Origin of the sequence: Sphingobacterium sp. UBA5639 (assembly GCF_002421245.1) — a bacterium.
GTDB lineage: Bacteria > Bacteroidota > Bacteroidia > Sphingobacteriales > Sphingobacteriaceae > Sphingobacterium > Sphingobacterium multivorum.
Window position 1 is genome coordinate 210947 of the sequence record NZ_DIJR01000025.1, and the last position, 24311, is coordinate 235257.

The window sequence follows — 24311 nt, forward strand, 5'->3', positions numbered from 1 at the left end:
CCAATTTTTTATGTAAGTTTACTTTGAAGATTATAATGATATGGAAAGTATATTACCTCTCATCCGGATTGTTGACCTAAAAAAGTCATACGGAGAAAAAGAAATATTGAAAGGAATCAACCTCGACATATTCCCAGGTCAAGTTATCGGATATATTGGCCCAAATGGTGCCGGCAAATCCACAACTGTTAAAATATTAACAGGACTTATCGAGGACTTCACAGGCACTGTAGAAATTAATGGCATCAATATTCAAAAAGATCCACTTGCAGTAAAAGCATTATTGGGATATGTTCCCGAAAACGCAGAATTATATGATGTACTGACTCCCATGGAATACCTGGATTTTGTAGGTAAACTCTATGGAATGGAAGATAAGGTCATTCAGGAACGTTCCTTAAAACTGTTAGCGGCGTTTGGCCTTGAATCTAATGTAAATAATAGGATGGATACCTTCTCCAAAGGAATGCGTCAAAAAGTACTTTTAATTTCAGGAATTATTCATAACCCACAAATTATCGTGCTGGATGAACCATTATCTGGACTCGATGCTAATGCTGTTATCTTTGTTAAAGAACTTATCTCATTACTTGCAAAAGAAGGGAAAACAATTTTCTATTGTTCACATATGATGGACGTTGTTGAAAAAGTATCTGATCGGATCTTACTGATAAACCAGGGGAGCATCATTGCGGATGGTACGATTGAGGAACTAAAAACAGATCCTAACGAATCATTGGAGCATATATTTGCTAAATTAACCAATACGGGCAGCAGCGCATTGGACGCTTCCAATATCATTACAGCAATTCAATAACATGGAAAAATTTATCTTAAAATTTATCCTTCTTTTTCGTGGGGTTTGGAAAGGCTTAGGTATCAATTATGAACAGTTTAAAATCATCTTAGAAACCAAAATAATCCTAGATAATCGAAAGCCTATTAGCTTTCGCAAACGTAGCTCGGGAAAATCATCTTCGTCGTCATCGATTTTACAATTCTTATTGTATCTCATCTTTGGCCTGATATTCATGGTCATTATTTTGTCGATTCCAGATAGGTACTTAGCCATTTCGATCATGCTACTCAGTTTCATTAGCATGTTAAGTATTACACTGGTGTCCGATTTTTCGCCCATACTATTAGATACTCGGGATCAGTATATCATTATGCCCAGACCAGTTAATGATAAGACTTTAGCTATTTCCCGAATAACTTTTATTGCAATCAAGCTTTTTAATCAAGTAATTGCGTTAACCTTACCTGTGCTTATTTATGTATCTTTCAATTGGGATATCGTCTCCGTCCTTCTTCTATGTCTGCAGCTTATACTAAGCACATTGATCGCGCTGATATTTGTCAACGGATTTTATCTGATTAGCATCAAATATCTCCCCATACAAAAGTTTAAAGATGTAATTACTTATATACAGATCGGTCTCTCGCTAGTTCTTTTCCTATCCTATTATGTTGGCCCTAATTTGATTCAATCTATTGTAGAATCTCATTTAACGATGGAACAGCTCAGATTTCTTTGGATATTCCCAAGTACCTGGATTGCATCATTTCAACCATTACTCTTTGGCAGCCACAGTGTACATATGGTCGTCTTATCAACATTAGGAATACTAACTCCTCTTGCTGGTATTTACGCTTGTACTAAGCTATTTTCACGTGGATTTAATGCGAAAATAGCTGCACTTGCAACCGCCGATAGCCTTCCTGATGAAGCTTCACAATTAACTCGAAATAATCCATCCCAATTACCTTTATATAAAAGAATTTCCTCGAAGGTTTGCTCATCCCCGGTTGAAGAGGCAGGATTTAGCATTGTATGGCTGATAAGTTCTAAAACGAGAGAATTTAAGCAACAGCTATACCCTTCGTTGGCTTATCTACCTATTTATTTCGTTTTTTTATTTCTACGTACAGGAGATGATCTCCCAATAGCTGGCAAAATAGCGAAGCTTCGTGATTCAGGCTTGTATATAATTATGTTTTATCTTTCGTTATTAACCATACTAACCGTTTTCCAGCTTATTACGCAAAGTAATAAATATAAAGCGGCCTGGGTCTACCATGTGACTCCCATACAAAAACCAGGACAACTGATGACTGGAGTTCTTAAAGCATGTCTTATCAAATATGTTTTACCGTTCAACATTCTGTTTCTTTCTATCTGTGTACCACTATTTGGTCTCAGTTCTATTAATGATCTGCTATTATCTTCCGCTATTGGCGGTATCGAAAGTATTCTGATTATGCTTTTTATTGTCAAAAGCTATCCGTTTTCGAAGGCTAGTCAATCCAATTCAAAAGCAATAACTAATCTACTGATATTAGGTCTATTGGGTATTTTGGGATACTTACATAAAACCATTTTCCACTATGAAACACTAATTTGGATCTTAGCTGGACTTGCATGGTTCATCTTCTTTTTAATGCTGAAGTACTTACAGCGAGAAGACTGGAAAGGCTTAGCTTACGACGACAATTGATTAAACAGATGAAAAAAAGCTCCATAATGGAGCTTTTTTTATCAAATTCTTCAAAATCTAAGCACAAAATATCTTCACGCTTTTCTTTATCCGGTTATCTTTTATTTATTCGTCCTTTAAACTGGCTAATACCATCCATCAAAACTTCTACGATTATTCTTCCTGATGGTAAATGACTCACATCATAATTCAGCACAGCCTGTTGAATGGATTTGTATTCGTGTTTTTGCCACAAAACGCCATCAACCATAAAAAGCACAGTCATCTCACTCGGTTCATTGGAGACTACGCTTAGTTGAGTCTTATCCACAACCGACCTTGGATAAAGCGAGAAGGCATATTGCGTTGAACTTAGACCCGTCTCAAATCCACGTTTAGCATGGAAACTAAACATTTCGCCATTTCCACAATCGCTTTCAAAAGCATGAATAAGGTTTCCTTTCAAATCGAAGATTCGTAAATGGCCATCACCATTTTCAGGTTGTGCCCAAAACTGCAGTCCGTTACCTGCGGTATCGGCCAAAGAGAGTGAGTGGTTTCCATCATTAAGGTGTAAAGTATCTCTATACATCGTTGCCGCAGCCAGTTGGGCGCCATTTTTGCGAAAGACCGTATCCTGCTTTGCATTAATTAGAAATATACGATTATCCGCCGGTTTATTATTGGTCATAAACTCCAAAACAAAATCAGTGGGAAATAGCTGCAGCGCGGTAAAGACGCTTTCCGCCTTATTGTCTATAGGCCACGCATCCGACTTGCCATTCGGTTTTAGAAGTGATACCGTAAATACATTCTCCTGATCTCTTTCTTGTATTTCTCCAGGCAGTATAACTTCTGCAACCTGATTAAAAGAAAGATTACCTTTCCAATGAAAAGTTCTGGCAGGGAATCCCTTCGTGCCATAAACAATTTCTAGGGTACGAATCGGCTCAGCACCTAAATTTCTGAAAGAGATCCTTGGGCCAACACTCGCCGGATTTAATCGAGAAAAACGCTGTTCATCACTTGGAACCATTATTGACTCAACGGCAACATCAACTTTTTGCTTAGGGGCAGAATATTGAAACAAGTAAGCGGATATATTTTCGACAGCCTGCACATTATCAGTCGCTGTATAATGTTCCATCTGTAAGGCAATTTGATGGGTACCAACTTTAGTAAATACATCAATAAAATCAGGCTGCTGTAAATCTCCAGGACACCAATATGCGCGGTCATGTACCCAGGTCCCGCCTTGTGGATAAAGTGGATTACCCCCACATTTCTTCCACATATCACGTTTGTCCACAGTCTTTCCATCGAAGGTTAGTTCGCGCCACCGGCTACAGAATTCGCTACAGCCACGTGGTTTATCCATACCATGCCCTGTATGCTGAATGCGTATTCGGCTCAATGCTGCTCCCGCACTCGAGGTATATGTTATTGGCAGTAGATTTTCTGCTATCTTTTCGTTGACATCCCCATATTTATAGGCTTTATTCCACAGCGTTGTTATTCCCAATGGGGTAACAACTGGTGGACCTGATAAAATTTCAAAATCTACGGTAAGTGCCCATCCCACAGTCTTGTCCTCAAAACCAGAATGAGTATAGACAATTTCCACGCTATCCCTTAAGAAAGGAGCAAAATCAGTTACATCGACCTGCCACTTCCAACTCCATCCCTTATTGTAAATACTACCATATGGCGTAAGCATTCTTCCTAATTCATAATTTAGTGCTGGTCCATTTTTCCCTCCTTTACGACGTAATACGATGTGATCCAAATAGTCCCAATGCGCCGTGCGCAAACTATCCGGGCTCCCCAGCGTAACAAACATAGTAACCTTTCGTATAGGATAATTTTCTTTTGGAAATACTCCCCAAGCCGGGTAAGAATTCTCGCCTTTCTGTGCATCACATAGAATGGTTTTCCGTTGATGTGTAACGACGTGGCTTTTTGTGCCTTGTTGTGCAAAAACATGATGGCAGATAAAAAAGCAAAATAGGGTTAGTATAGGTCTTATATTCATTATTTAAATATTATCCATAAAACAATACAAAGATAGATGTAATCTTGCCAGCAGCGAAAAAAAGGAAATGCGATAAAAAGGAAATACATGCAATCATAAAAAAAGCATCAATCTTGTTAAGATTGATGCTTTTAGTAGCGGGGAGCAGAATCGAACTGCCGACCTTTGGGTTATGAATCCAACGCTCTAACCATCTGAGCTACCCCGCCGTTTCGGTATGCAAATATACCACTTCGTATGTCAATTCAAAAGATTTTTTTATTTTTTTACTGATTCTGGCCTATTTAAAACTTGTATTAAACACAACAAACTCATTTTTAACTCAATAAATTTAGCATTGAAAAATAGAAAATGAACTTAAAAAAATTGACAGCCCAAAAAACAACATGTTTATTAAAAAACGGGAGCAACTTTTTACAAAAAAACTTGCAATAACAAAATAAATATGTATTATTACAAATAATAAGTTGATGCAATAAAAAGCAATTTTGGAAGAGATTTGTAGCGGGGAGCAGAATCGAACTGCCGACCTTTGGGTTATGAATCCAACGCTCTAACCATCTGAGCTACCCCGCCATTTTTGGGAATGCAAATATAGCTTATTTTTGATTTAAACAAACTAAAATTTAAAAAAACATTTTTATGGCAGATAAAATAAAATTCCAACTAGAATATATCATCAACTCTTCACCTAGAATTTTATTTCCGTATTTGCAAGAACCAAACGAATTGGCGCAATGGTTTGCAGATGATGTAAACTATAAAGACACCGTTTATACTTTCATTTGGGATGATGAACCTCACCGAGCAAAAATTGTAGCATCAAAAGAAAATAAATCTGTACGCTTTAAATGGCTAGATGATGATCCCTATTATTTCGATCTGGAGATCGATCAAGACGAGCTAACGAATGATGTTGCTCTTAAGATAACAGATTATGCTAAAGAAGAAGACCTTGAAAATAGAAAGTTAATTTGGAAAAATTCAATAGTCTATCTTCAAAGTGTTATAGGTGCATAAAAAAGCCTATCTTTGCAATATATTTCCACTAGGGGCTCCAGCAGGAGCTTCTTAGTTGGGAGATGCCTTAATGTAAAGGCATCAATTTGCTTTGCGTCACGGATGAAAAAGGTTCATTTACTTATTCTTCAAGCTTTCATAAAACCATTTATTGTCACATTCTTTATTGTGATGTTTGTCTTATTGATGCTTTTCCTATTCAAGTACATTGATGATTTGATTGGAAAAGGATTTGAATGGTATACCATCATGGAGCTAATTGGATATCAATGCGTTGTTCAAATCCAAATGGCAATGCCTTTATCCATGCTCCTTTCCTCCATTATGACTTTCGGAAATCTGGGTGAAAGCTATGAATTAGTTGCAATCAAGGCTGCAGGCGTATCTTTACGTAAAGCAATGACCCCGCTATTTATACTCGTTGCAATTTTCGCAACAAGTTCTTTTCTGTTCTCCGATTATATTCTCCCCGTAGTGAACCTAAAAATGGGTACGCTACTTACTGATGTACGTAATAAAAAGGCAGATTTCCTCATCAAACCCGGAATCTTTAACAACACCATTCCAGGTTACTCAATCCGCGCTAGAGGAAAAAACAAAGCGGGAACAATTCTCTATGACTTGATGATCTATGATCATCGTGGCGGTAATACAGCCAATAATGTACTTATGGCCAAAGAAGGGTATATCTATAACTCTCCTGACAACAATTATATGATCCTTAAACTTAAGGATGGTATCCGCTACGAGGAAGCACGGACTAAAAACTCCAAGACCTACGATCCACGCCAGCAATTTACGCGGTTTAAGTTTAAGGAAACAGAGCAAAAGTTTGATATGGGAAGTTTTCAACAGGGTAAAACTGACGAAAACCTCTTCAAGAGCCACCATGCCATGTTAAACCTGAAACAGTTAGACATGTACATCGATTCCAATCATATCAAAATAGACAGCATGGGAAAGGCAATCGTCCGTACATTAGACACCCGATATAATATCTATTCGAAATATTTTAGTGTGAATCAACCCGGACAGCCAAAGGTCAAAGAGGCTAAGATCAAACCTTTTAAAAATTTGCTTACCGATCTCGTTCCACAAGAACAACGAGCACAAATCACTATGAATGCGCTGAACCAATTGAATTATTTAAAGGAAGATCTAAACGGCCGTACACTTGAATTTAAAGATTACAAATCGAAAGATATCCGTTATCGTATTGAATGGCATCGCAAGTTTACCCTAGCTGTCTCCTGTCTCTTACTATTTGCAATTGGAGCTCCACTAGGAGCCATTATCAGAAAAGGTGGACTTGGTCTTCCTGTGGTGATGGCCATCATTTTCTTTCTGATCTATCACATTATCTCTACAGTAGCAGAAAAAACAGCTAAAGATGGTGCCATATCATCAGCCGTTGGCATGTGGATGGCCATTATTGTCTTAACACCATTGGCCGCTTTTCTAACATACAAGTCAACGACAGATTCCGCGTTATTTGATATTGATCAATATAAATTAAAAGTAGAAGCCGCTTGGAAATGGATTAAGGAAAAGCTTGCAAAAAAGAATAAATTGAAAGAATCACATTAGATTGTGACAACGCTATTATAAATAAATTTAGATTCTACACTAACTTTGTACCAATTACAATATATCAATAAATGGATTTCAAATTAAACACGATCGAAGAAGCGATCGCTGATATACAAGCAGGAAAAGTAGTAATCGTCGTGGATGACGAAGATCGCGAAAATGAAGGAGACTTTGTCACAGCTGCCCGCAATGCAACTCCCGAAATCATCAACTTTATGGCGACTCATGGTCGTGGACTAGTGTGTGCCCCAATTACAAAAGAAAGAGCAGATGCATTACATCTGGATCTAATGGTGGGACAGAATACAGCAGTATATGAAACAAACTTTACAGTTTCCATTGACTTACAGGGATACGGTTGTACAACCGGAATTTCTGCGTCAGACCGCTCGAAAACAATTAAAGCAATGATTGATCCTAATATTCATTATGAAGAATTAGGTAGACCAGGACATATTTTCCCGCTAATAGCAAAAGATGGTGGCGTATTACGTCGCACAGGACACACTGAAGCTACCGTTGACCTGGCTCGATTAGCAGGATTTGAACCAGCAGGTGTATTGGTTGAGATTCTAAAAGAAGATGGTGAAATGGCCAGACTTCCAGAACTAATAGAGGTTGCTAAAAAATTTGATTTAAAGATCGTTAGTATTGAAGATCTAATTGAATACCGTCTTAAGCACGATTCTTTAATCAATGAAGAAGTCACTGTTAATATGCCAACGCAATTTGGTGATTTTAAGATGAAAGCCTTTACACAAAAAGACACTGGCGAACAACATTTAGCGCTTTACAAAGGCGAGTGGAATGAAGATGAGCCTATTTTGGTGCGGGTGCACAGCTCTTGTGTTACGGGTGATATTTTTGGTTCTTGCCGTTGTGACTGTGGTCCTCAATTGCACAAAGCAATGGAAATGATCCAGCAAGAGGGGAAAGGTGTTATTGTCTATATGAATCAAGAAGGTCGCGGTATTGGACTGATCAATAAGCTACATGCTTACAAGTTACAAGAAAATGGCTTGGACACGGTAGATGCCAATGTACAATTAGGATTTAAAGCAGATTTAAGAGACTATGGTGTCGGAGCACAGATTCTTCGAAATCTTGGTGTCACAAAAATGCGTCTTATGTCAAATAATCCGACAAAACGTGCTGGCCTAGTAGGTTATGGTCTTGAAATTATAGAAAATGTACCTATTGAAATAACTGCAAATCCCTTTAACGAAGAGTACTTAAAAACCAAAAGGGATCGTATGGGACATACAATCATGAAAAACCTATAAAAAGGAATTAAAAAAGGCGGTGTTTCCAATAGAAACACCGCCTTTTTTACATAGAGGACTAAACTCGGTTAATGATAAAATCTCTCCCTTTTATGATCTTGTTGTGGCAGTACTTTCAATAAATAGAAGTAACTTTATAATATGGAACAACAAGGGAGATATATCATCTTTTTCGATGGTGATTGCTTGATCTGTAATCGCTTTGTTCAACTATTATTAAGAATAAATCGCAGAAAGAAATTCTTATTTAGTTCTTTGCAGTCTGAATTTGCCCGGACCACACTAACAAATATTCCCAAAAATACTGACTCCATTGTTTTCCTATCTCCAACCGGTATCTATCTCAAAAGTGAAGCTGTTTTAAAGATTTGTAAGCAATTGGGCTTCCCATACATGACATGTTATTTACTGAAGATTTTACCACTCAAATGGAGAGATGCGCTCTATGATTATTTTGCTAAAAATCGCTATCGATGGTTTGGAAAAAATGAGTTTTGCACAATACCGTCAAAATCTGAGCGAGAGAGATTCATTTGAACAAACAACGATCATATTGAAGTGAAGTTTAGTTCAGAAATCTTCTAATTATACTTGTGACAATTAAATTTACATCGATGAAAAATACACTTTTAATTGACAGTGCCTATATCAATGGGAAATTTATCAAGTCAAAACACACCTTTGATGTGGTAAATCCTGCAACAGGGAAAGTTATTGCTTCGTTGCCAGATCTAAAAGTAGCTGACTGTACTAAAGCCATAATTGATGCTGACAAGGCGTGGAAAAGCTGGAAAAACACAACTGTACTGGAACGATGCAACACCGTCCGAAAGTGGTACGATCTTATTCAGCAATATAAAGACGATCTAGCGGAAATCATGACCTTAGAAAGTGGCAAACCCCTTAGCGAATCGAGGGTAGAGGTTGACTACGGTAGTTCCTTCGTAGAATGGTTTTCAGAAGAAGGAAAAAGGGCCTATGGTGAGACGATACCTTCTCAAAAAAAAGGAACTAGAATGCTTACAATTAGGCAAGGGGTCGGAGTTGTTGCTGCAATTACACCCTGGAATTTCCCCTTAGCGATGATCACCCGAAAGGTTGCTCCAGCTTTGGTATCTGGTTGTACCATTGTGCTAAAACCGGCATCTCAAACACCATTTTCTGCTATAGCTTTGGCTAAACTGGCTGAAGATGCTGGGATTCCAAAAGGCGTTTTTAATGTGATTACTGGAAAAGATAGTGCTGGTATCGGCAAAGAACTCGCTACGAACAACCTCATACGAAAACTATCTTTCACAGGCTCAACCGAAGTCGGAAAAACACTCATAGAACAATCAGCCTCTAACATTAAAAAAGTGTCTATGGAGCTTGGTGGTAATGCTCCTTTTTTGGTTTTTAACGATGCGGATATTGATGCTGCAGTCGAAGGAGCTATTGCCGGAAAATTTAGAAACTCAGGGCAAACTTGCGTTTCCATCAATAGGTTTCTAATCCAAGAAGAAGTCTATGATGAGTTTTCGATGAAACTTAGCCATGCTGTCAGTAAATTGAAAGTTGGCAATGGACTTGACAAAGGCGTCCAGGTAGGTCCATTAATCAATACAAAAGGGCTAGAAAAAGTGCAGCATCATGTGCAAGACGCGTTAAATCATGGTGCCGAATTGGCTACAGGAGGAAAGGTCATCAAAGACCTATTTTTCCAACCAACTGTCCTGACCAACGTCCCGAAAGAAGCACTTATATTCCGCGAGGAGACTTTTGGTCCTATTTGCGCTCTTTTCAGTTTCAAAACAGAAGATGATGGAATAGCAATGGCCAACGCTACTGAATTTGGCCTAGCCTCCTATTTCTATAGTACAAATATAAATCGCTGTTTTCGTGTTGCTGAACAGCTAGAAGCTGGCATGGTAGGTATTAACACAGGTCTTATTTCAAATGCAGCAGCTCCTTTTGGTGGAGTAAAAAAATCTGGTGTAGGTCGTGAAGGTTCTAAACACGGTTTGGATGAATATATGGAATTAAAATATATCTGCTTCGGCGGTGAATAAAAAAGGAGCAAAATGCTCCTTTTATTTTTTTAAAAAATCCACTAGCTTCTCCCGGGTTGAACTGAACGATAAGGCATCCCCTACTCTCTCATAATGCTGTTTATCCACACAGGTCGGATAAGCATATTTGGCAAAAGCCAGTTTATTATCATCTCGTATAAAAAGTTCCATTAAATCAACAATTTCAGTAACACTTAGGCGCATACTTTTTAATTCCTGAGCAGCTACAGCAAGCCTATCCTGATCGTTTTCCTTCTGATTCAATAGATCGTTCAATCGATTAGAATTCGTCTTATTCATTACTCCGTTATCAGACTGATCATTATCTTCATTTTCAGCATATCCTCTTTGATTCGCTACACCGTCGCGATAAACCTTATCGTCTCCTGATTGCCTATATCGATCATTATTCCATCCTTTGTTATATCCTTCACGATTATTGTCTGGCAAATCGTCACGATCTTCTGATTGTCTGTATCGATCATTACCTTGTTCATTGCGATATCCGTCCCGGTTAGTATAAGGTAAATCCTCACGATAATTACCGTTGTTATACCGATCAACAGGATTCATGGACTCCAAGATAATCCCCCTATTTCCACGTCTGCTACTGACAGAAAATACAACATTCATATATTGTCCATTTCTATTGACAAGTTGCACGCCGCTACCGTTCAACGTTCGTTGCTGCCTATCAGCAAACACAATACGCAGATCATAACGACGACTCGTCAAATTGGGGACCCTGATATCCGTGGAAGCTCTATTGTTATACAAAACGTTGTTGATATAAAGAAAAAATGGAACATCAGTAGAATAGATATTTAATGCTCCTCCAAAAGGTCTGTATCGCTGCGCGAACCCAGCCGTTGCGACAATAAGCAACGAGACCGTCACCAAAATTTTCCTGTACATAATCCGATTCAATTTATAATCTTTCGACTACACAGCATAAAAAAGGATTAAGAAACCAGACGAATTTAACATTTTGTTATGCTTTCTTGTTCCGGTACTTCTTATAAAGTTTTACGGCCATCATTAAAGCGATGGATAAAATTAAGAGCCCCAAAACACCAAATATCCAATTCAGGGCTGACTTTAAGACAACAGTAAAAACAATCGCAAATAATAAAACTGTCGCGACCTCATTAAACAAACGGAGTTTTGTTGAGGTTAATTTGGATTCTTGACGGCTTAATTTGAACATAATCTTCTGGCAGGTAAAATGATAAATTATCATTCCCAGAACGAATGTCAGTTTTACATGCATCCACCCCATGGATAATAAGCCAGGAGAATACCATAACATAACTAGTGCAGAAAAGACTGTGATGTACATCGCAGGAGTAGTAATTACCCACCACAGTAATTTTTCCATCTTACTGAATTCTTTATGCAAAACATCAAATGCTTCCTGACTCTTGTCCTTAGCTTCTGTATGATATATAAAGAGTCGAGGCATATAGAACAGACCTGACATCCAACAAATCACAAAGATAATATGAACTGCTTTTGCATATAAATAGACCATAGGTACAAAAATAAGAAAAGTTAAGAGCAATCAATACGTCCAAACATCAATTGCACAAATCTTACATCCATTATACAAAAGAACACTATCAAAAACACGAGATTGTAGCATGTAACAACAAAAACGACCTGCCAGAGGCAAGTCGTTTTTGTTGTTGAAGTGGATAGCAAACTAATAGCTAAATTCCTTTACAACCTCAATGGCATATTTTACATTATCAAAAGGAATATCCGGCATAATACCATGACCCAAATTGAAAATAAAACCATTTTCACCTCTCATGCGCTCAAATAGTTCGATAATCTTCTTTTTGATAACAGGTTTATCTGCATACAAAACAAATGGATCCAAATTCCCTTGAACAGCAATACCCTGCGGCAGAGATTGTTTAATATTTTTTAAATCTGCATTCCAATCGATAGAAACAACATCAGGTTGCGCTTCGACCATCATTGGTGCAAAAACAGAAGATCCTTTGCAAAAGGAAATGACTGGAATATCCTTACGGTTCAACTTCGCAATAATCTGCTTATTATAATAATGCGAAAAATCACGATAATCATTCCAAGATAAGGCCAAGGCCCAGCTATCAAATAATTGAATTGCATTTACTCCGGCTGCAATCTGCATGTTAAGATATTCAACCGTTACATCTGCAATCTTTTGAAGGATCAGATGTGCTAACTCAGGCTGATTGTTCAACATCAACTTCGTTAACTTAAAATCTTTTGAAGATCCACCTTCAACCAAATAACTTAAAATTGTAAATGGTGCGCCCGCAAAACCAATCAAAGGGATGCGGCTGTCAAGACGTTGTTGAATGACCTTGATTGCATCAGCAACATACTGCAATTTATCCAAACAGTTGGTAGACAAAGCTTCAGCATCCTTTACAGAGCGAACAGGATTAGAAAAACGAGGACCGACACCTTGCTCAAAGGACAGATCCCCTCCCATAGCTTCAGCTGTAACTAAAATATCAGAAAATAAAATAGCGGCATCAATGCCTAGCAAATCTACTGGGAGCATAGTGACATCCGCAGCAATTTCTGGTGTTTTGCACATCTCCAAAAAGGAATATTTATTCTTGATATCCCAATATTCCTTCATAAAGCGTCCAGCTTGACGCATCATCCACACAGGAGGTCTTTCCGTTTGCTGCGAGAACGCAGCTCTAATCAATAAGTCGTTTTGTAAAGTAGTACTCACTATAAATGTTTTGAAATTTCGTTTTCTATTTTTGTAATAATGCTGTTCTGCCTAGCCGTCAGATGTAGCTTATTGGCAACATCTGTATAAGCTCTAGCTCTTTCATAATCCAACTTTCGCAGCGCTATATTTGCTAGATTAATCATAACCATACCCTTTTCATTATCTTTTTTCCAAGGCAGACGCGAAGCTAGCTGAAAATGATATTCAGCCTCATCGACGCGTTCCTCTTTAAGCGCAATGTTTCCCATCATAAATTCATAGAAATTGCGCCTGCCTTTACGAAGTGCATCCGGATTCTTTATCTCAGCAAGTAAGTTTTTTGCCTTTTCATAATCTTGTCTATGAAAAGCCTGCGTTGCCAAAAAAACGGACCCTTCTCTAAAATGACTCCAAATCAAGTAGCCTATTCCACCCGCTATCAGCACAGCAGTTTGATAATGCCCCTGGTATAAGCCATAGCCCAAAAATAATGCAGCAATAAAAATAACGGCTATTCTAGCCTTGATTGTCATCATCTCTTTCTACCTATGCGTTATTGTCGGTAAACTTATAACCAACACCTCTGATAGAATGGAAATAAATCGGATGCTTTTGATCTGGTTCGAAATATTTTCGGAAGGTTAAGATAAAATTGTCGATGGTACGCGTAGATGGATAAACATCGTAATTCCATACGGTCTCCAATATTTGTTCCCGTGATACTGCCTCATTACGTCGTTCAATCAACAGTTTCAACAGCATAGTCTCCTTCTTTGTCAAAGAAGTGATCGTGCCATCCGCATGATGTAGCTCATACGAATTAAAATAGATCGTTTTATCACCGATTTGATAAGAATTTAGTTCTTTCAAATCATCCGGTTTCATGCCACGACGCACCAAATTTCCAACGCGAAGGATCAATTCTTCTAAGTTGAAAGGTTTTACCAAATAATCATCCGCCCCTTTCTTAAGACCCGTAATTCGATCCTCACTGCTATTTTTCGCAGTTAAAAACATGATAGGAACTTCAGTGTTTTGCAGTCGAATAGTTTCAGCTACTTGGAATCCATCTATTTCGGGAATCATCACATCCAAAACCACCAAGTTGAAACGTTCCTCCTTGAAGACTTTTAGTGCTTTTTTTCCATCGGTAGCCGTAGTAACACGGTAACCTTCCATTTCGAGATTCAACTTGATAGCTTCTAACAAGTGTTCTTCATCTTCGACAAGTAATATTCTTTGTTTACTTTGCATTTCTTTCAAATGTTACTTCAAAAATACTCCCTTTAGGAGTGTTATCTTTAACTTTTATGGTCGCGTCGTGCTTCTGCAATACGGTTTTCACGATATATAACCCCAAACCTGTACCTTTGGTTTTTCGTGTTGCCTCACTTCCCACGCGATAAAACTTATTAAAGATAAGTTTTTTCTCTTCATCACTGATACCGATACCATGGTCAGCAACAGAAAAAATTATTTTATTATTCTCCGTATATAATTTCACATCCACCATAGCACATGCCGGTGAATACTTAATGGCATTTTCTATCAGATTAGTAACCACATTACTAATCGCAAACTTATCAGCATGAATAATGATATCCGACTCCAAATAAGGTTTCAAGACTTGCGAACTACAGGAATTCTTTTGAAGTCTATCCACAACCTGTTCTACCAAAGCAGTAAAATTAAAATCCTCTTTCGGCATACTGTAGTTACGGCTGTCCAACTTGGTTGTCATCAATACATTTTCAACCAGATCATCCAAACGCTCGATATCCTTCAGCGAATTTCTCAAGAACGTTTGTTGTTGCTCCTTGTCAAGATCACGTCTCAAAATCGTTTGAATATACAATTTGACAGAAGCCAACGGCGATTTAAGTTCATGTGTGATAGCCAAAAGAAAGTTCTGCTGTTGCTGCAACAGTTTCTGCTCCCTTTCAACCAGTCGCTTCAATCGCCATGCACCCCACAAGAAAATAATCAAGAAGAATATTCCCTCCCCTATGATCATGTTCTTTTTACTCGGATCAAAACGAATAAACATCACCCCCCACCATATCAGTTGCATAACCGCATAGAACAATAGAAAATAAAAGAGTAACAGCGCTTTCTTCATGTGACAAAAATAGGTATTCACCTATGTATTTGGAAATATCCGGAGGATTATGACACAAAGAAGAAAATTAACCGATTCGCAATAAGACTAAAATCACCAAACAGACTCATATAAACCATCGGAGACCCGATAGCGCTAAAAGTGACCTTTAATTTCATCACTAGCTAACCCAACTGACTTGGAATTTAAAATTAATTTGTTTTAATTTTGTATATGTTTAATCACGAGAAAAAAGACATTTTCTTCGACCTGGATCATACCATATGGGATTTTGATAAAAATGCCGAAGAAAGTCTGCACGAGTTATATTTTAAATACAAGTTTGATCACTTGTTCAATCAAGAGTCATCCACTCGTTTTATAGAAACTTATACGGTTAACAATCATCGCCTTTGGGGGCTCTATCATCACGGAAAGATATCAAAACCAGAACTCAGGAAAGCACGCTTTGCCGACACCTTTACTGAGCTCGGTGTCGATCCGGAGTTGTTTCCTGAAGAATTCGAACTGGAATACCTCGCTATCTGTCCCAAAAAAACAAATCTGTTTCCACATGCACATGAAACCTTGGCTTATTTGGGTGAAAGATACAATCTTCACCTGATATCGAATGGTTTTAAAGAGGCCTGTGAGACCAAACTGGAAAAGAGCAACCTCAGCAAATATTTCAAACATATTTTTATTTCGGAAGTCATCGGCGTGAATAAACCGGACCCCCGAATATTTGAGTTCGCTATGACGACTGCTCAAGCTCGGGCGCAGCAATCACTGATGATTGGAGATAACCTGGATGCCGACATCCGTGGAGCCGTAAATGTAGGCATGGATGCCATTTTCTTTAACCCAAATGTTATTGAAAAACCGGACGATGTATCACATATGATTATCGACTTAAAAGAGTTACAATCGATACTATAGCAAATAGAAAAAGCAGCTTAAAGCTGCTTTTTCTATTTTAGAACCTTAACGGTAATATTCTTAAACCAGACATCATTTCCATGATCCTGAAGACCGATAAGCCCTGATTTGCTATCGCCACCAACATGGCTCAACAATTCAAAAGCCAAAGGCCATTTTTCTTCACTGAATTTACTTTTTTGCAATAAATCAATCCACGACTTATCCCATAATGTATATTCAACAACCTTTACACCATTTTGAAAATGCTCGACCTTGCCATTGTTTACTCTGATCTTAACCTTATTCCACTCGCCATACGGTTTACCATTCTGCGGCTTGGCAGGAATCATATCGTACAATGAAGTCGATTTACGGTTTCCATCTACCCCCATTTTAGCATCAGGATGGTTTTCATTGTCCAGGACCTGGCATTCTGGAGACGAGATATAAATCGGCTGTCCTTCCACTTCCTTCGCTAAAAAGAAGATACCCGAATTTGCTCCTTTAGCAACTTTCCATTCCATCTCCAATTCGAAATTCTTAAAATCATGAGCAAAGACCAAATCTCCGCCTTCTTCTTTACCAACATTAGCCTGGCTATCAAATTTGATCGCCCCCTCATTAATTACCCATCTTTTCGGGACTACGGTCTTATCATATCCTCTCCAGCCTTCCAGCGAAGTACCATCAAAAATAACATAGGCTCCAGCTTTATTCTTTTTAAATTTCTTGATATCTACACGAGGTAAATCTAAGATTTTGTAAGCAGGAACCTCTTTTTTTGCTTGCGCTACGGCAGTATTAAGATGTGCTGAAAAAGCAATCACCGATACCGCAAGAACTGTTTTTAATAACTTCATTCTTTTTAGTTTTAGGTTTGTTTTAAAATTAAATTTAAGCATTTGAGTGTATAAAGAGGAATATTTTTTAATATTCCTCTCCACCGCCCATTTCATTTGTATTTGACTCTTTCTTCTTTGATTTGTTTAAATCTTGGCTACCAAACCGATAGGAAAGTGATAAAGTTACCATCCGCTTCATCCAACGGTGCTCAAAATTGGATATAAGTTGAGAGGTTTCTGTCACACCATTCATTTTCCGCGAATTAAATACATCTCTAACATTCAACATAATTGAAGCTTTCTTCTTAAACACATCTTTTTTCAAGGCCAGATCCATACCTTTCATTGCATTCATCTGTCCCTGAGCCATTACACGGGAAGAATTATACTCGCCGCGCACTTGTGCAGAAAATGTTGGCGTAAAACGATAATTAGCGGTCAGATTAGCATTATAAGCGAAATCATTTCGTTCTTTAATATCATAGTCCGGGTTTGCATTATACTGAATGTGGATCAAATTGAGATTAAATGTAAAGTCAAAATCCTTCGTTGCGTTGATCTTTGAAATAAACTCAAAACCCGAAAGATTACGACTGGTCATATTCTCCCATCTACTGTATGTTCTTCCATCCTCTATCTTGTAAACAAATGGCTGAATAACCTCACTTGCGTGATTGAAATAAGCCGAAGATATGAGGTTTACTTTACCAAAGGTTTTGGCAAAGCTCATTTCCAAACTGTGCACATCTTCCGGTTTCAGATTCGGATTTCCCTGACGATAATTTAAATCATCGGATACGTTTAAAAATGGGTTAACTTGCCAACCACGAGCCCGTTGAACACGGCGCGAGTAGCTAAATTGAACTTTATCCCCATTTTCACCAACATCGTAGGTTAAAAACAGTGTTGGATATAACCTGAAAAATTTCTGTTTAGCATTGGATTCCGTTTCCACAGCAGCTGGATCCTTGGAGAAATAGGTAGACTTCAGCTCAAATTGTTCTCCACGTAGTCCGATTTGATAGCCAATTTTATCCGTTAATTTATTTTGATAATTCGCATAGATCGCATGGACTGTACTCGTGAAATCAAAATCGTTGCTGATTCTATAATCTGGCACATAGTTACCTATAGAATCGAGTGATCTGGAAAACTGGGTATCAAATGACTTTCTGATTTGAGAACGGTAACCCGCCTCAAATTTGCTTACTTCAGAGAAAGGTAAAACATAATCTAATTGAAGGTTGATATTCTTGCCATCCTCAGACGTAACATTCTTCCGTGAAGTGGCCTTCCGTCCATCGGTATAATTTTGAGAAAAATCATTTGTACCATCTTCCTTGTCTCTTCCATAACTTGCATTCCCCGTCAACTCCTCTCCTTCTCGCTTAAATTGATGTTTAAAATCAGCATTTAATTCATAACCCAGATCGTCCTCAAATTGCGTTGAATTTCGAACACTCGTTCCTGTCATCTGCGATTGCTTGAAGAACTCATAATTCAAGTCCTCTATTCGCTTGTTATCACGTATACTTAAATTACCCGAAAAACTCAATGAAGTTCGATCTGACATATTATAATCAAACCCAGCTTTTACCGTATGGCTATTGCCCTTTCTTGACGATTCGGATTCGCTATAATTACGCGTGCTATCACCAAAAAACGTGTTGTCCGTTTTCCCACTTCCCAACATGTTTCGTTTATTGAAGTTATAGGATCCGAAGTAATTGAATTTCCGATCACGATAATTCAATGTTATACCAGCCATATAATTATCATAAGAACCAGCGGATGTATTTATCGATCCGTTCAGCCCTGTTCGAATATTTTTCTTTAAAACAATATTGATAATCCCAGTTTGGCCCTCTGCATCATATTTAGAGGATGGATTTGTGATGACTTCAACTTTTTCAATTGAATTGGCAGGTAGACTCTGAAGCAAAGAAGTTACATCATTTCCTGCTAAAGCAGACTCCCGGCCGTCGATTAAAATCTTCACACTACTTGATCCACGCAAACTGACCGATCCATCCTGATCAACTTGCAAAGTGGGAACATTAGCAAGCACATCAGTCGCTGTTCCACCCGCGCTGACCAAACTCTCACCTACATTGAAGATTTTACGGTCTATACCAATCTGCATGGCTGGAGCTCGTCCTTCAATAACAACTTCATTCAACATATTACCCGTAGGTTTCAAAGCAATTCGACCTAAGTCCTTACTTTTACCCCCTAAGACCGCTATACTATCTATAGTTTGTGTTTCGTAGCCAACATAAGTGATACGGACAATATATTTACCAGGTTTAATATCAGACAACAAAAGGAATCCTTGGGATACAGACTGTCCCCCCTTAACAAGAACGTTACTATGGGCGTCCAAGAGCGCGACACTAGCCGATGAAATAGGTTTAGAGGTTTCGCTATCAACTAAAATAGCTTTGATTTGACCTGTTTGAGCAAAAAGGACAACAGGTAAAAAAAATACAAATAAGAAAGATTTAAACGATTTAGCGTAAAAAAACATGCTTCAGCTTAGTTTATATGTTATAGTGCAAAGAAAACTAAAACTTATAGACAAAACTGAAGCGTAACCATATTATTACGGTAACAAAAGAATAGTAAATTACTCCACAGAAACAGTCAATCCCTCGGCTTTCAGAATTTTACGATAGATTTCCATCTCCGTATAGGTGCCTTCCAATACAGCACATTTCCCCTCAGTGTGTACTTTCCAGGCAATCTTCTCAGCTTGCTTCTCGGTATATTGTAAATGATAGATGAGACAATGAATCACATGTTCAAACGTATTGGTTTCATCATTCCACAAAATGAGTCGATTAGACTCTTTCACAGAGGCTAATATCTCTTCTAACGTAAAGGTTTCTTCAGCAGTTTGGGTACCCATGCTGCAAAAATAGAATATTTTTTTCTAAATTAACGATAATATAAAAGGGAAGAATACAATCAATTAGAGGAATTTATTATGTTACAGTCAAAAATTGCAGGAATTGGCTATTACGTTCCAAAAAATGTATATACCAATAATGACCTAACACGCTTTATGGATACCAGTGACGAATGGATTCAAGAACGAACTGGCATTAAAGAACGTAGATATGCAGACCGAATAGGCGAAACCACCACCACTATGGGGGTCGAAGCCGCTAAAATTGCTATCGAACGAGCCCATATTACACCTGAAGATGTCGACTTCATCATCTTTGCCACCTTATCGCCAGATTATTATTTCCCGGGCTGCGCCGTTCTACTGCAACGGGAAATGAAGATGAAGGAGGTCGGGGCACTGGATATTAGAAACCAATGTTCAGGTTTTATATATGCACTTTCTATTGCCGATCAATTTGTCAGAACAGGGATGTACAAAAATGTGCTAGTGGTTGGTTCGGAGAAACACTCTTTTGCACTTGACTTTTCTACGAGAGGACGAGCCGTTTCTGTTATTTTCGGCGATGGTGCCGGAGCAGTGGTTGTGCAACCCACAGCCGAAAACGGCAAAGGAATCCTGAGCACGCACTTACATTCAGACGGAGACGATGCCGAAAAGCTAGCTATGTATTATCCCGGTGCATCCAGTGGAATTTGGCTGGATAAAATGCCCGATTGGCCGGACCAAGAATTGGGGGGATTATTGATGACCAAGGAGATGCTCGAAGATGGGACTGCGTTTCCAAATATGGATGGACAGGCCGTCTTCAAAAAAGCTGTTGTCAAATTCCCTGAGGTTATTCATGAAGCGCTAGCAAAAAATAATTTAAAAACTAATGATATCGATTTATTAATTCCACATCAGGCCAATCTTCGCATTTCGCAATTTGTACAGAAAACACTTGGATTAAGGGAGGATCAGGTATTCAACAATATTCAGAAATATGGTAATACCACTGCAGCCTCTGTACCGATAGCACTATGCGAGGCTTGGGAAGAAGGAAAGATTAAAGACGGTGATCTCGTATGTTTGGCAGCTTTTGGAGCAGGATTTACGTGGGGTTCAGCCTTAATTCGATGGTAAAAAATAGCATATATAAAAAAGGTGATAATCTTTCGATTATCACCTTTTTTATATATTTCCAAATAAAGGATTATCCGTTTGATAATGCCGCTGCACCAGATACGATCTCCGTCAATTCTGTTGTAATTGCAGCTTGACGTGCCTGGTTGTAAGATAGCTTCAGTGATTTGATTAAGTAACCGGCATTCTCTGTAGCTTTATCCATTGCCGTCATACGTGCTCCATGCTCAGAAGCATTCGAGTCTAAAACAGCTTTGTATAATTGAATCTTGATTGCTTTAGGAATCAATTCCTCGATAATCTTCTCTTTGGAAGGCTCGATGATATAATCCACCTCAGCTTCTATTTTTGCTTTATGCGTATGTTGTTTGTTTTCCTCCGCAGGTAATAATGGTAAAATCTGTTCTGCAGTCAACTCTTGAACTGCAGCATTTTTGAACTGATTATAAACCACTTCAACACGATCAAAATTACCTTCTTTGAATTGCTCCATGATAAATTCAGTCACCACAGATACAGAACCAAAATTTAAATCAGAAAACAAATCAGAGTGATTAGCTACCACATTGAAGTTACGTTTCGAGTAGAAGTCATAACCCTTTTTACCAATACCAATGATACTCAAATTGCCCTTAGCATGTTGCTCAGCATATTTGTTAAAGATCAAGTTATTAGTCGTTTTGATAACATTTGCGTTGAATGCTCCAGCCAAACCTCTATTAGAAGAAACAACAACGATTAATACCTTATTTGGCTCGCGATCCACTGTAAAAGGAGAGTTACTTCCCTCAACACTCGCAGAAACATCCGCCAAAATATCTCTTAGTTTATTCGCATATGGGCGCAATTGTAAGATAGCGTTAGTAGCGCGCTTCAATTTAGCAGCCGAAACCATTTTCATAGCTTTCGTGATCTGCTGTGTTGATGATACCGAGGTAATCCGGTTTCTTACTTCTTTTAAATTTGCCATATTTGTTTTAAGTATTAAGTACCTAGTATTGAGTATCGAGCCTAGTCAATAGACTCAATACCAAATACTCATTACTATTAATATTTTGATGCTAAATCCTTAGCTACTGTTTCTAACACTGCAGTTAATTCATCGGAGAACTTATTAGCTTTGAAAGCTGACAATACTTCTGGATGACGTTGTTCCAATTGAGTCAAGAATTCTTCTTCAAATTCTCTCACTTTATTTACAGGAACATTACGCAATAAACCTTTAGTTCCGATATAAATAATCGCAACTTGTTTCTCTACAGAAACTGGAGAATATTGACCTTGTTTCAAGATCTCAACGTTACGAACACCTTTATCTAAGACAGATTTAGTAGCAGCATCTAGATCAGAACCGAATTTCGCAAAAGCTTCCAATTCACGGTACTGAGCTTGATCTAACTTTAATGTACCAGATACCTTTTTCATCGGTTTGATCTGCGCATTACCACCTACACGAGATACAGAGATACCTACGTTGATCGCTGGACGAATACCTGCGTTAAACAAGTTAGACTCCAAGAAAATCTGACCGTCTGTAATTGAAATTACGTTGGTTGGGATATATGCAGAAACGTCACCAGCTTGGGTTTCAATGATCGGAAGGGCAGTTAATGAGCCACCGCCTTTCACCAAGTGTTTGATCGATTCAGGTAGATCATTCATGTTGCGCGCGATATCATCTGAAGAGTTGATTTTCGCTGCACGCTCCAACAAACGGCTGTGTAGATAAAATACGTCACCTGGGTATGCTTCGCGGCCCGGTGGACGACGTAACAATAAAGAAACCTCACGGTAAGCTACTGCTTGCTTAGACAAATCATCATAAACGATCAATGCTGGACGACCTGTATCACGGAAAAACTCACCGATAGCAGCACCTGACATTGGTGCATAAAACTGAAGTGGAGCTGGATCAGCAGCAGATGCAGCCACAACTACTGTATAAGCCATAGCGCCTCTCTCCTCCAATGTACGCACGATATTCGCAACTGTAGAATTCTTTTGACCTACGGCAACGTAGATACAAAATACAGGTTCTCCTGCATCATAGAATTCTTTTTGGTTCAAGATTGTATCGATACAAACAGCTGTTTTACCTGTCTGACGGTCACCAATAACCAACTCACGTTGACCACGACCTACTGGAATCATTGCATCGATCGCTTTAATACCTGTTTGTAATGGTTCAGTTACCGGTTGACGGTAGATAACACCCGGAGCTTTACGCTCGATAGGCATTTCATACAAATCACCTTGAATAGGTCCTTTACCATCGATTGGTTGACCTAAAGTATTTACAACACGTCCCAACAAGCCTTCACCAACTTTGATGGATGCAATACGGTTGGTACGTTTAATAGTATCTCCTTCTTTGATCTCATCCGAAGGACCTAAAAGTACAACACCAACGTTGTCTTCTTCTAAGTTTAATACAATACCTTGTAATCCGTTATCAAATTCAACCAACTCACCGGACTGAACTTTAGTTAAGCCGTAAATACGAGCAATACCGTCACCTACAGCAAGTACGGTACCCACTTCCTCTAGTTCGGCTTCTGATTTAAAGCCCGACAATTGCTCTCTTAGAATTGCCGAAACTTCATCTGGTCTTACCTCTATCATTTTAATTATTATAAGGGGTTTTTTGATTTATTTTACTTCAAGTATCAGAACAAATTAATTATTCTGATTCAAATATCTTTCCAATTTATTCAACTTACCAGCAATACTTGCATCAATTTGGCGATCGCCGATATTGACTACAAATCCACCGATCAAACTATGATCAACTTTATTGATCAATATCACTTGAGCGTTGGTTTCCTTCGCAAGTACATCTTTCATCGCTGCCAAATTAGCTTCAGAAAGTGGCGCTGCAGATGTAACTGTAGCTTTCACAATTCCTTTTACCTCGTTATACTCACGAATAAATTCTTGAGCAGTGGCATACACAATCTCGCCACGACCTTTGTTGATCATGATCTTAAAGAATGCCACGATATTGGGATTGATCTTATCTTTAAATAGCGCATCCAATATGTTTTTCTTCTTGTCCAAAGGAACAATAGGATTGGCAAAAACAGCTTGCAATTCTGTACTGGATTTTAAAACAGCAATGAATGAATCCATATCCGCCTTGACTGTCTCCAGTGAGCCTTGCTCGCTAGCCAAGTCAATTAATGACTTAGCGTATCTTGATGCTACTTTAAATACTGACATAATTCTATTTCGTAATTTGAGTGACC

Annotated in this window: 22 protein-coding genes and 2 tRNA genes; 9 read left to right on the forward strand and 15 right to left on the reverse strand. The window is 38.4% G+C overall.

Annotation, left to right across the window (positions count from 1 at the left end; genetic code table 11):
* Positions 1–40 precede the first annotated feature (40 nt).
* Together B4Z90_RS15725 and B4Z90_RS15730 are read left to right on the forward strand one after the other, a co-directional pair.
* A complete protein-coding gene (locus tag B4Z90_RS15725; RefSeq protein ID WP_070563110.1) occupies positions 41–817 on the forward strand; it encodes an ABC transporter ATP-binding protein in 777 nt (258 codons plus the stop codon).
* 1 nt (position 818) lies between these two features.
* Positions 819–2498, forward strand: coding sequence for a hypothetical protein (locus B4Z90_RS15730; protein ID WP_159333395.1), 1680 nt, complete (start codon positions 819–821; stop codon positions 2496–2498).
* 94 nt (positions 2499–2592) lie between these two features.
* Here the strand turns inward: B4Z90_RS15730 and B4Z90_RS15735 are convergent, their stop codons facing one another.
* The 3 genes from B4Z90_RS15735 to B4Z90_RS15745 all read right to left on the reverse strand — a co-directional run bounded on the left by B4Z90_RS15735 (position 2593) and on the right by B4Z90_RS15745 (position 5085).
* Positions 2593–4509: a peptide-N-glycosidase F-related protein gene (locus B4Z90_RS15735; RefSeq protein WP_159333396.1), complete on the reverse strand. Its 1917-nt coding sequence runs from the start codon at positions 4507–4509 to the stop codon at positions 2593–2595.
* A 135-nt stretch (positions 4510–4644) separates the two neighbouring features.
* Positions 4645–4718 (reverse strand) — tRNA-Met (locus B4Z90_RS15740).
* Positions 4719–5011: 293 nt separating this feature from the next.
* Positions 5012–5085: transfer RNA gene (locus B4Z90_RS15745), tRNA-Met, on the reverse strand.
* Between the two features lie 66 nt (positions 5086–5151).
* Between B4Z90_RS15745 and B4Z90_RS15750 the strand changes: the two genes are divergently transcribed.
* The 5 genes from B4Z90_RS15750 to B4Z90_RS15765 all read left to right on the forward strand — a co-directional run bounded on the left by B4Z90_RS15750 (position 5152) and on the right by B4Z90_RS15765 (position 10450).
* A complete protein-coding gene (locus B4Z90_RS15750) occupies positions 5152–5529 on the forward strand; it encodes an START-like domain-containing protein (RefSeq protein ID WP_070563117.1) in 378 nt (125 codons plus the stop codon).
* Between the two features lie 102 nt (positions 5530–5631).
* Positions 5632–7116, forward strand: a complete 1485-nt coding sequence (locus tag B4Z90_RS15755; RefSeq protein ID WP_070563119.1) for an LptF/LptG family permease — start codon at positions 5632–5634, stop codon at positions 7114–7116.
* Positions 7117–7187: 71 nt separating this feature from the next.
* Entirely contained in the window at positions 7188–8402 is a 1215-nt protein-coding gene (locus B4Z90_RS15760) for a bifunctional 3,4-dihydroxy-2-butanone-4-phosphate synthase/GTP cyclohydrolase II (RefSeq protein WP_070563122.1), read from the forward strand.
* A gap of 141 nt (positions 8403–8543) precedes the next feature.
* Positions 8544–8939, forward strand: a complete 396-nt coding sequence (locus B4Z90_RS25225) for a thiol-disulfide oxidoreductase DCC family protein (protein WP_369012010.1) — start codon at positions 8544–8546, stop codon at positions 8937–8939.
* A 77-nt stretch (positions 8940–9016) separates the two neighbouring features.
* Complete coding sequence (locus B4Z90_RS15765; protein WP_070563128.1) at positions 9017–10450, forward strand: NAD-dependent succinate-semialdehyde dehydrogenase; 1434 nt, start codon at positions 9017–9019, stop codon at positions 10448–10450.
* 21 nt (positions 10451–10471) lie between these two features.
* Here B4Z90_RS15765 and B4Z90_RS15770 read toward each other — a convergent pair whose 3' ends face one another.
* From B4Z90_RS15770 to B4Z90_RS15795, 6 genes are all read right to left on the reverse strand, one after another.
* Positions 10472–11365: a DUF4476 domain-containing protein gene (locus B4Z90_RS15770; RefSeq protein ID WP_070563131.1), complete on the reverse strand. Its 894-nt coding sequence runs from the start codon at positions 11363–11365 to the stop codon at positions 10472–10474.
* A 76-nt stretch (positions 11366–11441) separates the two neighbouring features.
* Complete coding sequence (locus tag B4Z90_RS15775; RefSeq protein ID WP_070563133.1) at positions 11442–11981, reverse strand: CopD family protein; 540 nt, start codon at positions 11979–11981, stop codon at positions 11442–11444.
* A gap of 171 nt (positions 11982–12152) precedes the next feature.
* On the reverse strand, positions 12153–13190 hold the full coding sequence (gene hemE, locus B4Z90_RS15780; protein WP_070563136.1) for a uroporphyrinogen decarboxylase: 1038 nt from the start codon (positions 13188–13190) through the stop codon (positions 12153–12155).
* Entirely contained in the window at positions 13190–13708 is a 519-nt protein-coding gene (locus tag B4Z90_RS15785; protein WP_236560284.1) for a hypothetical protein, read from the reverse strand. Before B4Z90_RS15785 ends, hemE begins: the two co-directional genes overlap by 1 nt.
* Positions 13709–13718: 10 nt before the next feature.
* The gene (locus B4Z90_RS15790; RefSeq protein WP_070563139.1) at positions 13719–14426 is read right to left on the reverse strand and encodes a response regulator transcription factor; all 708 of its coding nucleotides are present in this window, start codon (positions 14424–14426) and stop codon (positions 13719–13721) included.
* Positions 14416–15291, reverse strand: coding sequence for a sensor histidine kinase (locus B4Z90_RS15795; RefSeq protein WP_070563141.1), 876 nt, complete (start codon positions 15289–15291; stop codon positions 14416–14418). The genes B4Z90_RS15790 and B4Z90_RS15795 overlap by 11 nt, the downstream gene beginning before the upstream one ends.
* Positions 15292–15504: 213 nt before the next feature.
* Between B4Z90_RS15795 and B4Z90_RS15800 the strand changes: the two genes are divergently transcribed.
* Positions 15505–16209 carry a YjjG family noncanonical pyrimidine nucleotidase gene (locus B4Z90_RS15800; RefSeq protein WP_286766924.1) on the forward strand — a complete coding sequence of 235 codons (705 nt, stop codon included), beginning with the start codon at positions 15505–15507 and terminating at the stop codon, positions 16207–16209.
* 32 nt (positions 16210–16241) lie between these two features.
* On the opposite strand, the gene B4Z90_RS15805 is transcribed toward B4Z90_RS15800, so the two are convergent.
* The 3 genes from B4Z90_RS15805 to B4Z90_RS15815 form a co-directional block, all read right to left on the reverse strand.
* Entirely contained in the window at positions 16242–17051 is an 810-nt protein-coding gene (locus B4Z90_RS15805) for a 3-keto-disaccharide hydrolase (RefSeq protein WP_083295832.1), read from the reverse strand.
* 67 nt (positions 17052–17118) lie between these two features.
* Positions 17119–19560 (reverse strand): TonB-dependent receptor domain-containing protein, encoded by a 2442-nt coding sequence (locus B4Z90_RS15810; protein ID WP_204990851.1) that lies wholly within the window; start codon positions 19558–19560, stop codon positions 17119–17121.
* Between the two features lie 99 nt (positions 19561–19659).
* Positions 19660–19941, reverse strand: a complete 282-nt coding sequence (locus B4Z90_RS15815; RefSeq protein ID WP_046671971.1) for an ATP-dependent Clp protease adaptor ClpS — start codon at positions 19939–19941, stop codon at positions 19660–19662.
* 78 nt (positions 19942–20019) lie between these two features.
* Here B4Z90_RS15815 and B4Z90_RS15820 point away from each other — a divergent pair, with 78 nt between their 5' ends.
* Complete coding sequence (locus tag B4Z90_RS15820) at positions 20020–21066, forward strand: 3-oxoacyl-ACP synthase III family protein (RefSeq protein ID WP_112375497.1); 1047 nt, start codon at positions 20020–20022, stop codon at positions 21064–21066.
* 70 nt (positions 21067–21136) lie between these two features.
* Here B4Z90_RS15820 and atpG read toward each other — a convergent pair whose 3' ends face one another.
* The 3 genes from atpG to atpH all read right to left on the reverse strand — a co-directional run bounded on the left by atpG (position 21137) and on the right by atpH (position 24285).
* Positions 21137–22036, reverse strand: a complete 900-nt coding sequence (gene atpG / locus B4Z90_RS15825) for an ATP synthase F1 subunit gamma (RefSeq protein WP_286802734.1) — start codon at positions 22034–22036, stop codon at positions 21137–21139.
* Between the two features lie 77 nt (positions 22037–22113).
* Entirely contained in the window at positions 22114–23688 is a 1575-nt protein-coding gene (gene atpA / locus B4Z90_RS15830; RefSeq protein ID WP_070563151.1) for a F0F1 ATP synthase subunit alpha, read from the reverse strand.
* A 54-nt stretch (positions 23689–23742) separates the two neighbouring features.
* Complete coding sequence (gene atpH, locus B4Z90_RS15835; RefSeq protein WP_112375496.1) at positions 23743–24285, reverse strand: ATP synthase F1 subunit delta; 543 nt, start codon at positions 24283–24285, stop codon at positions 23743–23745.
* Positions 24286–24311: the final 26 nt, after the last annotated feature.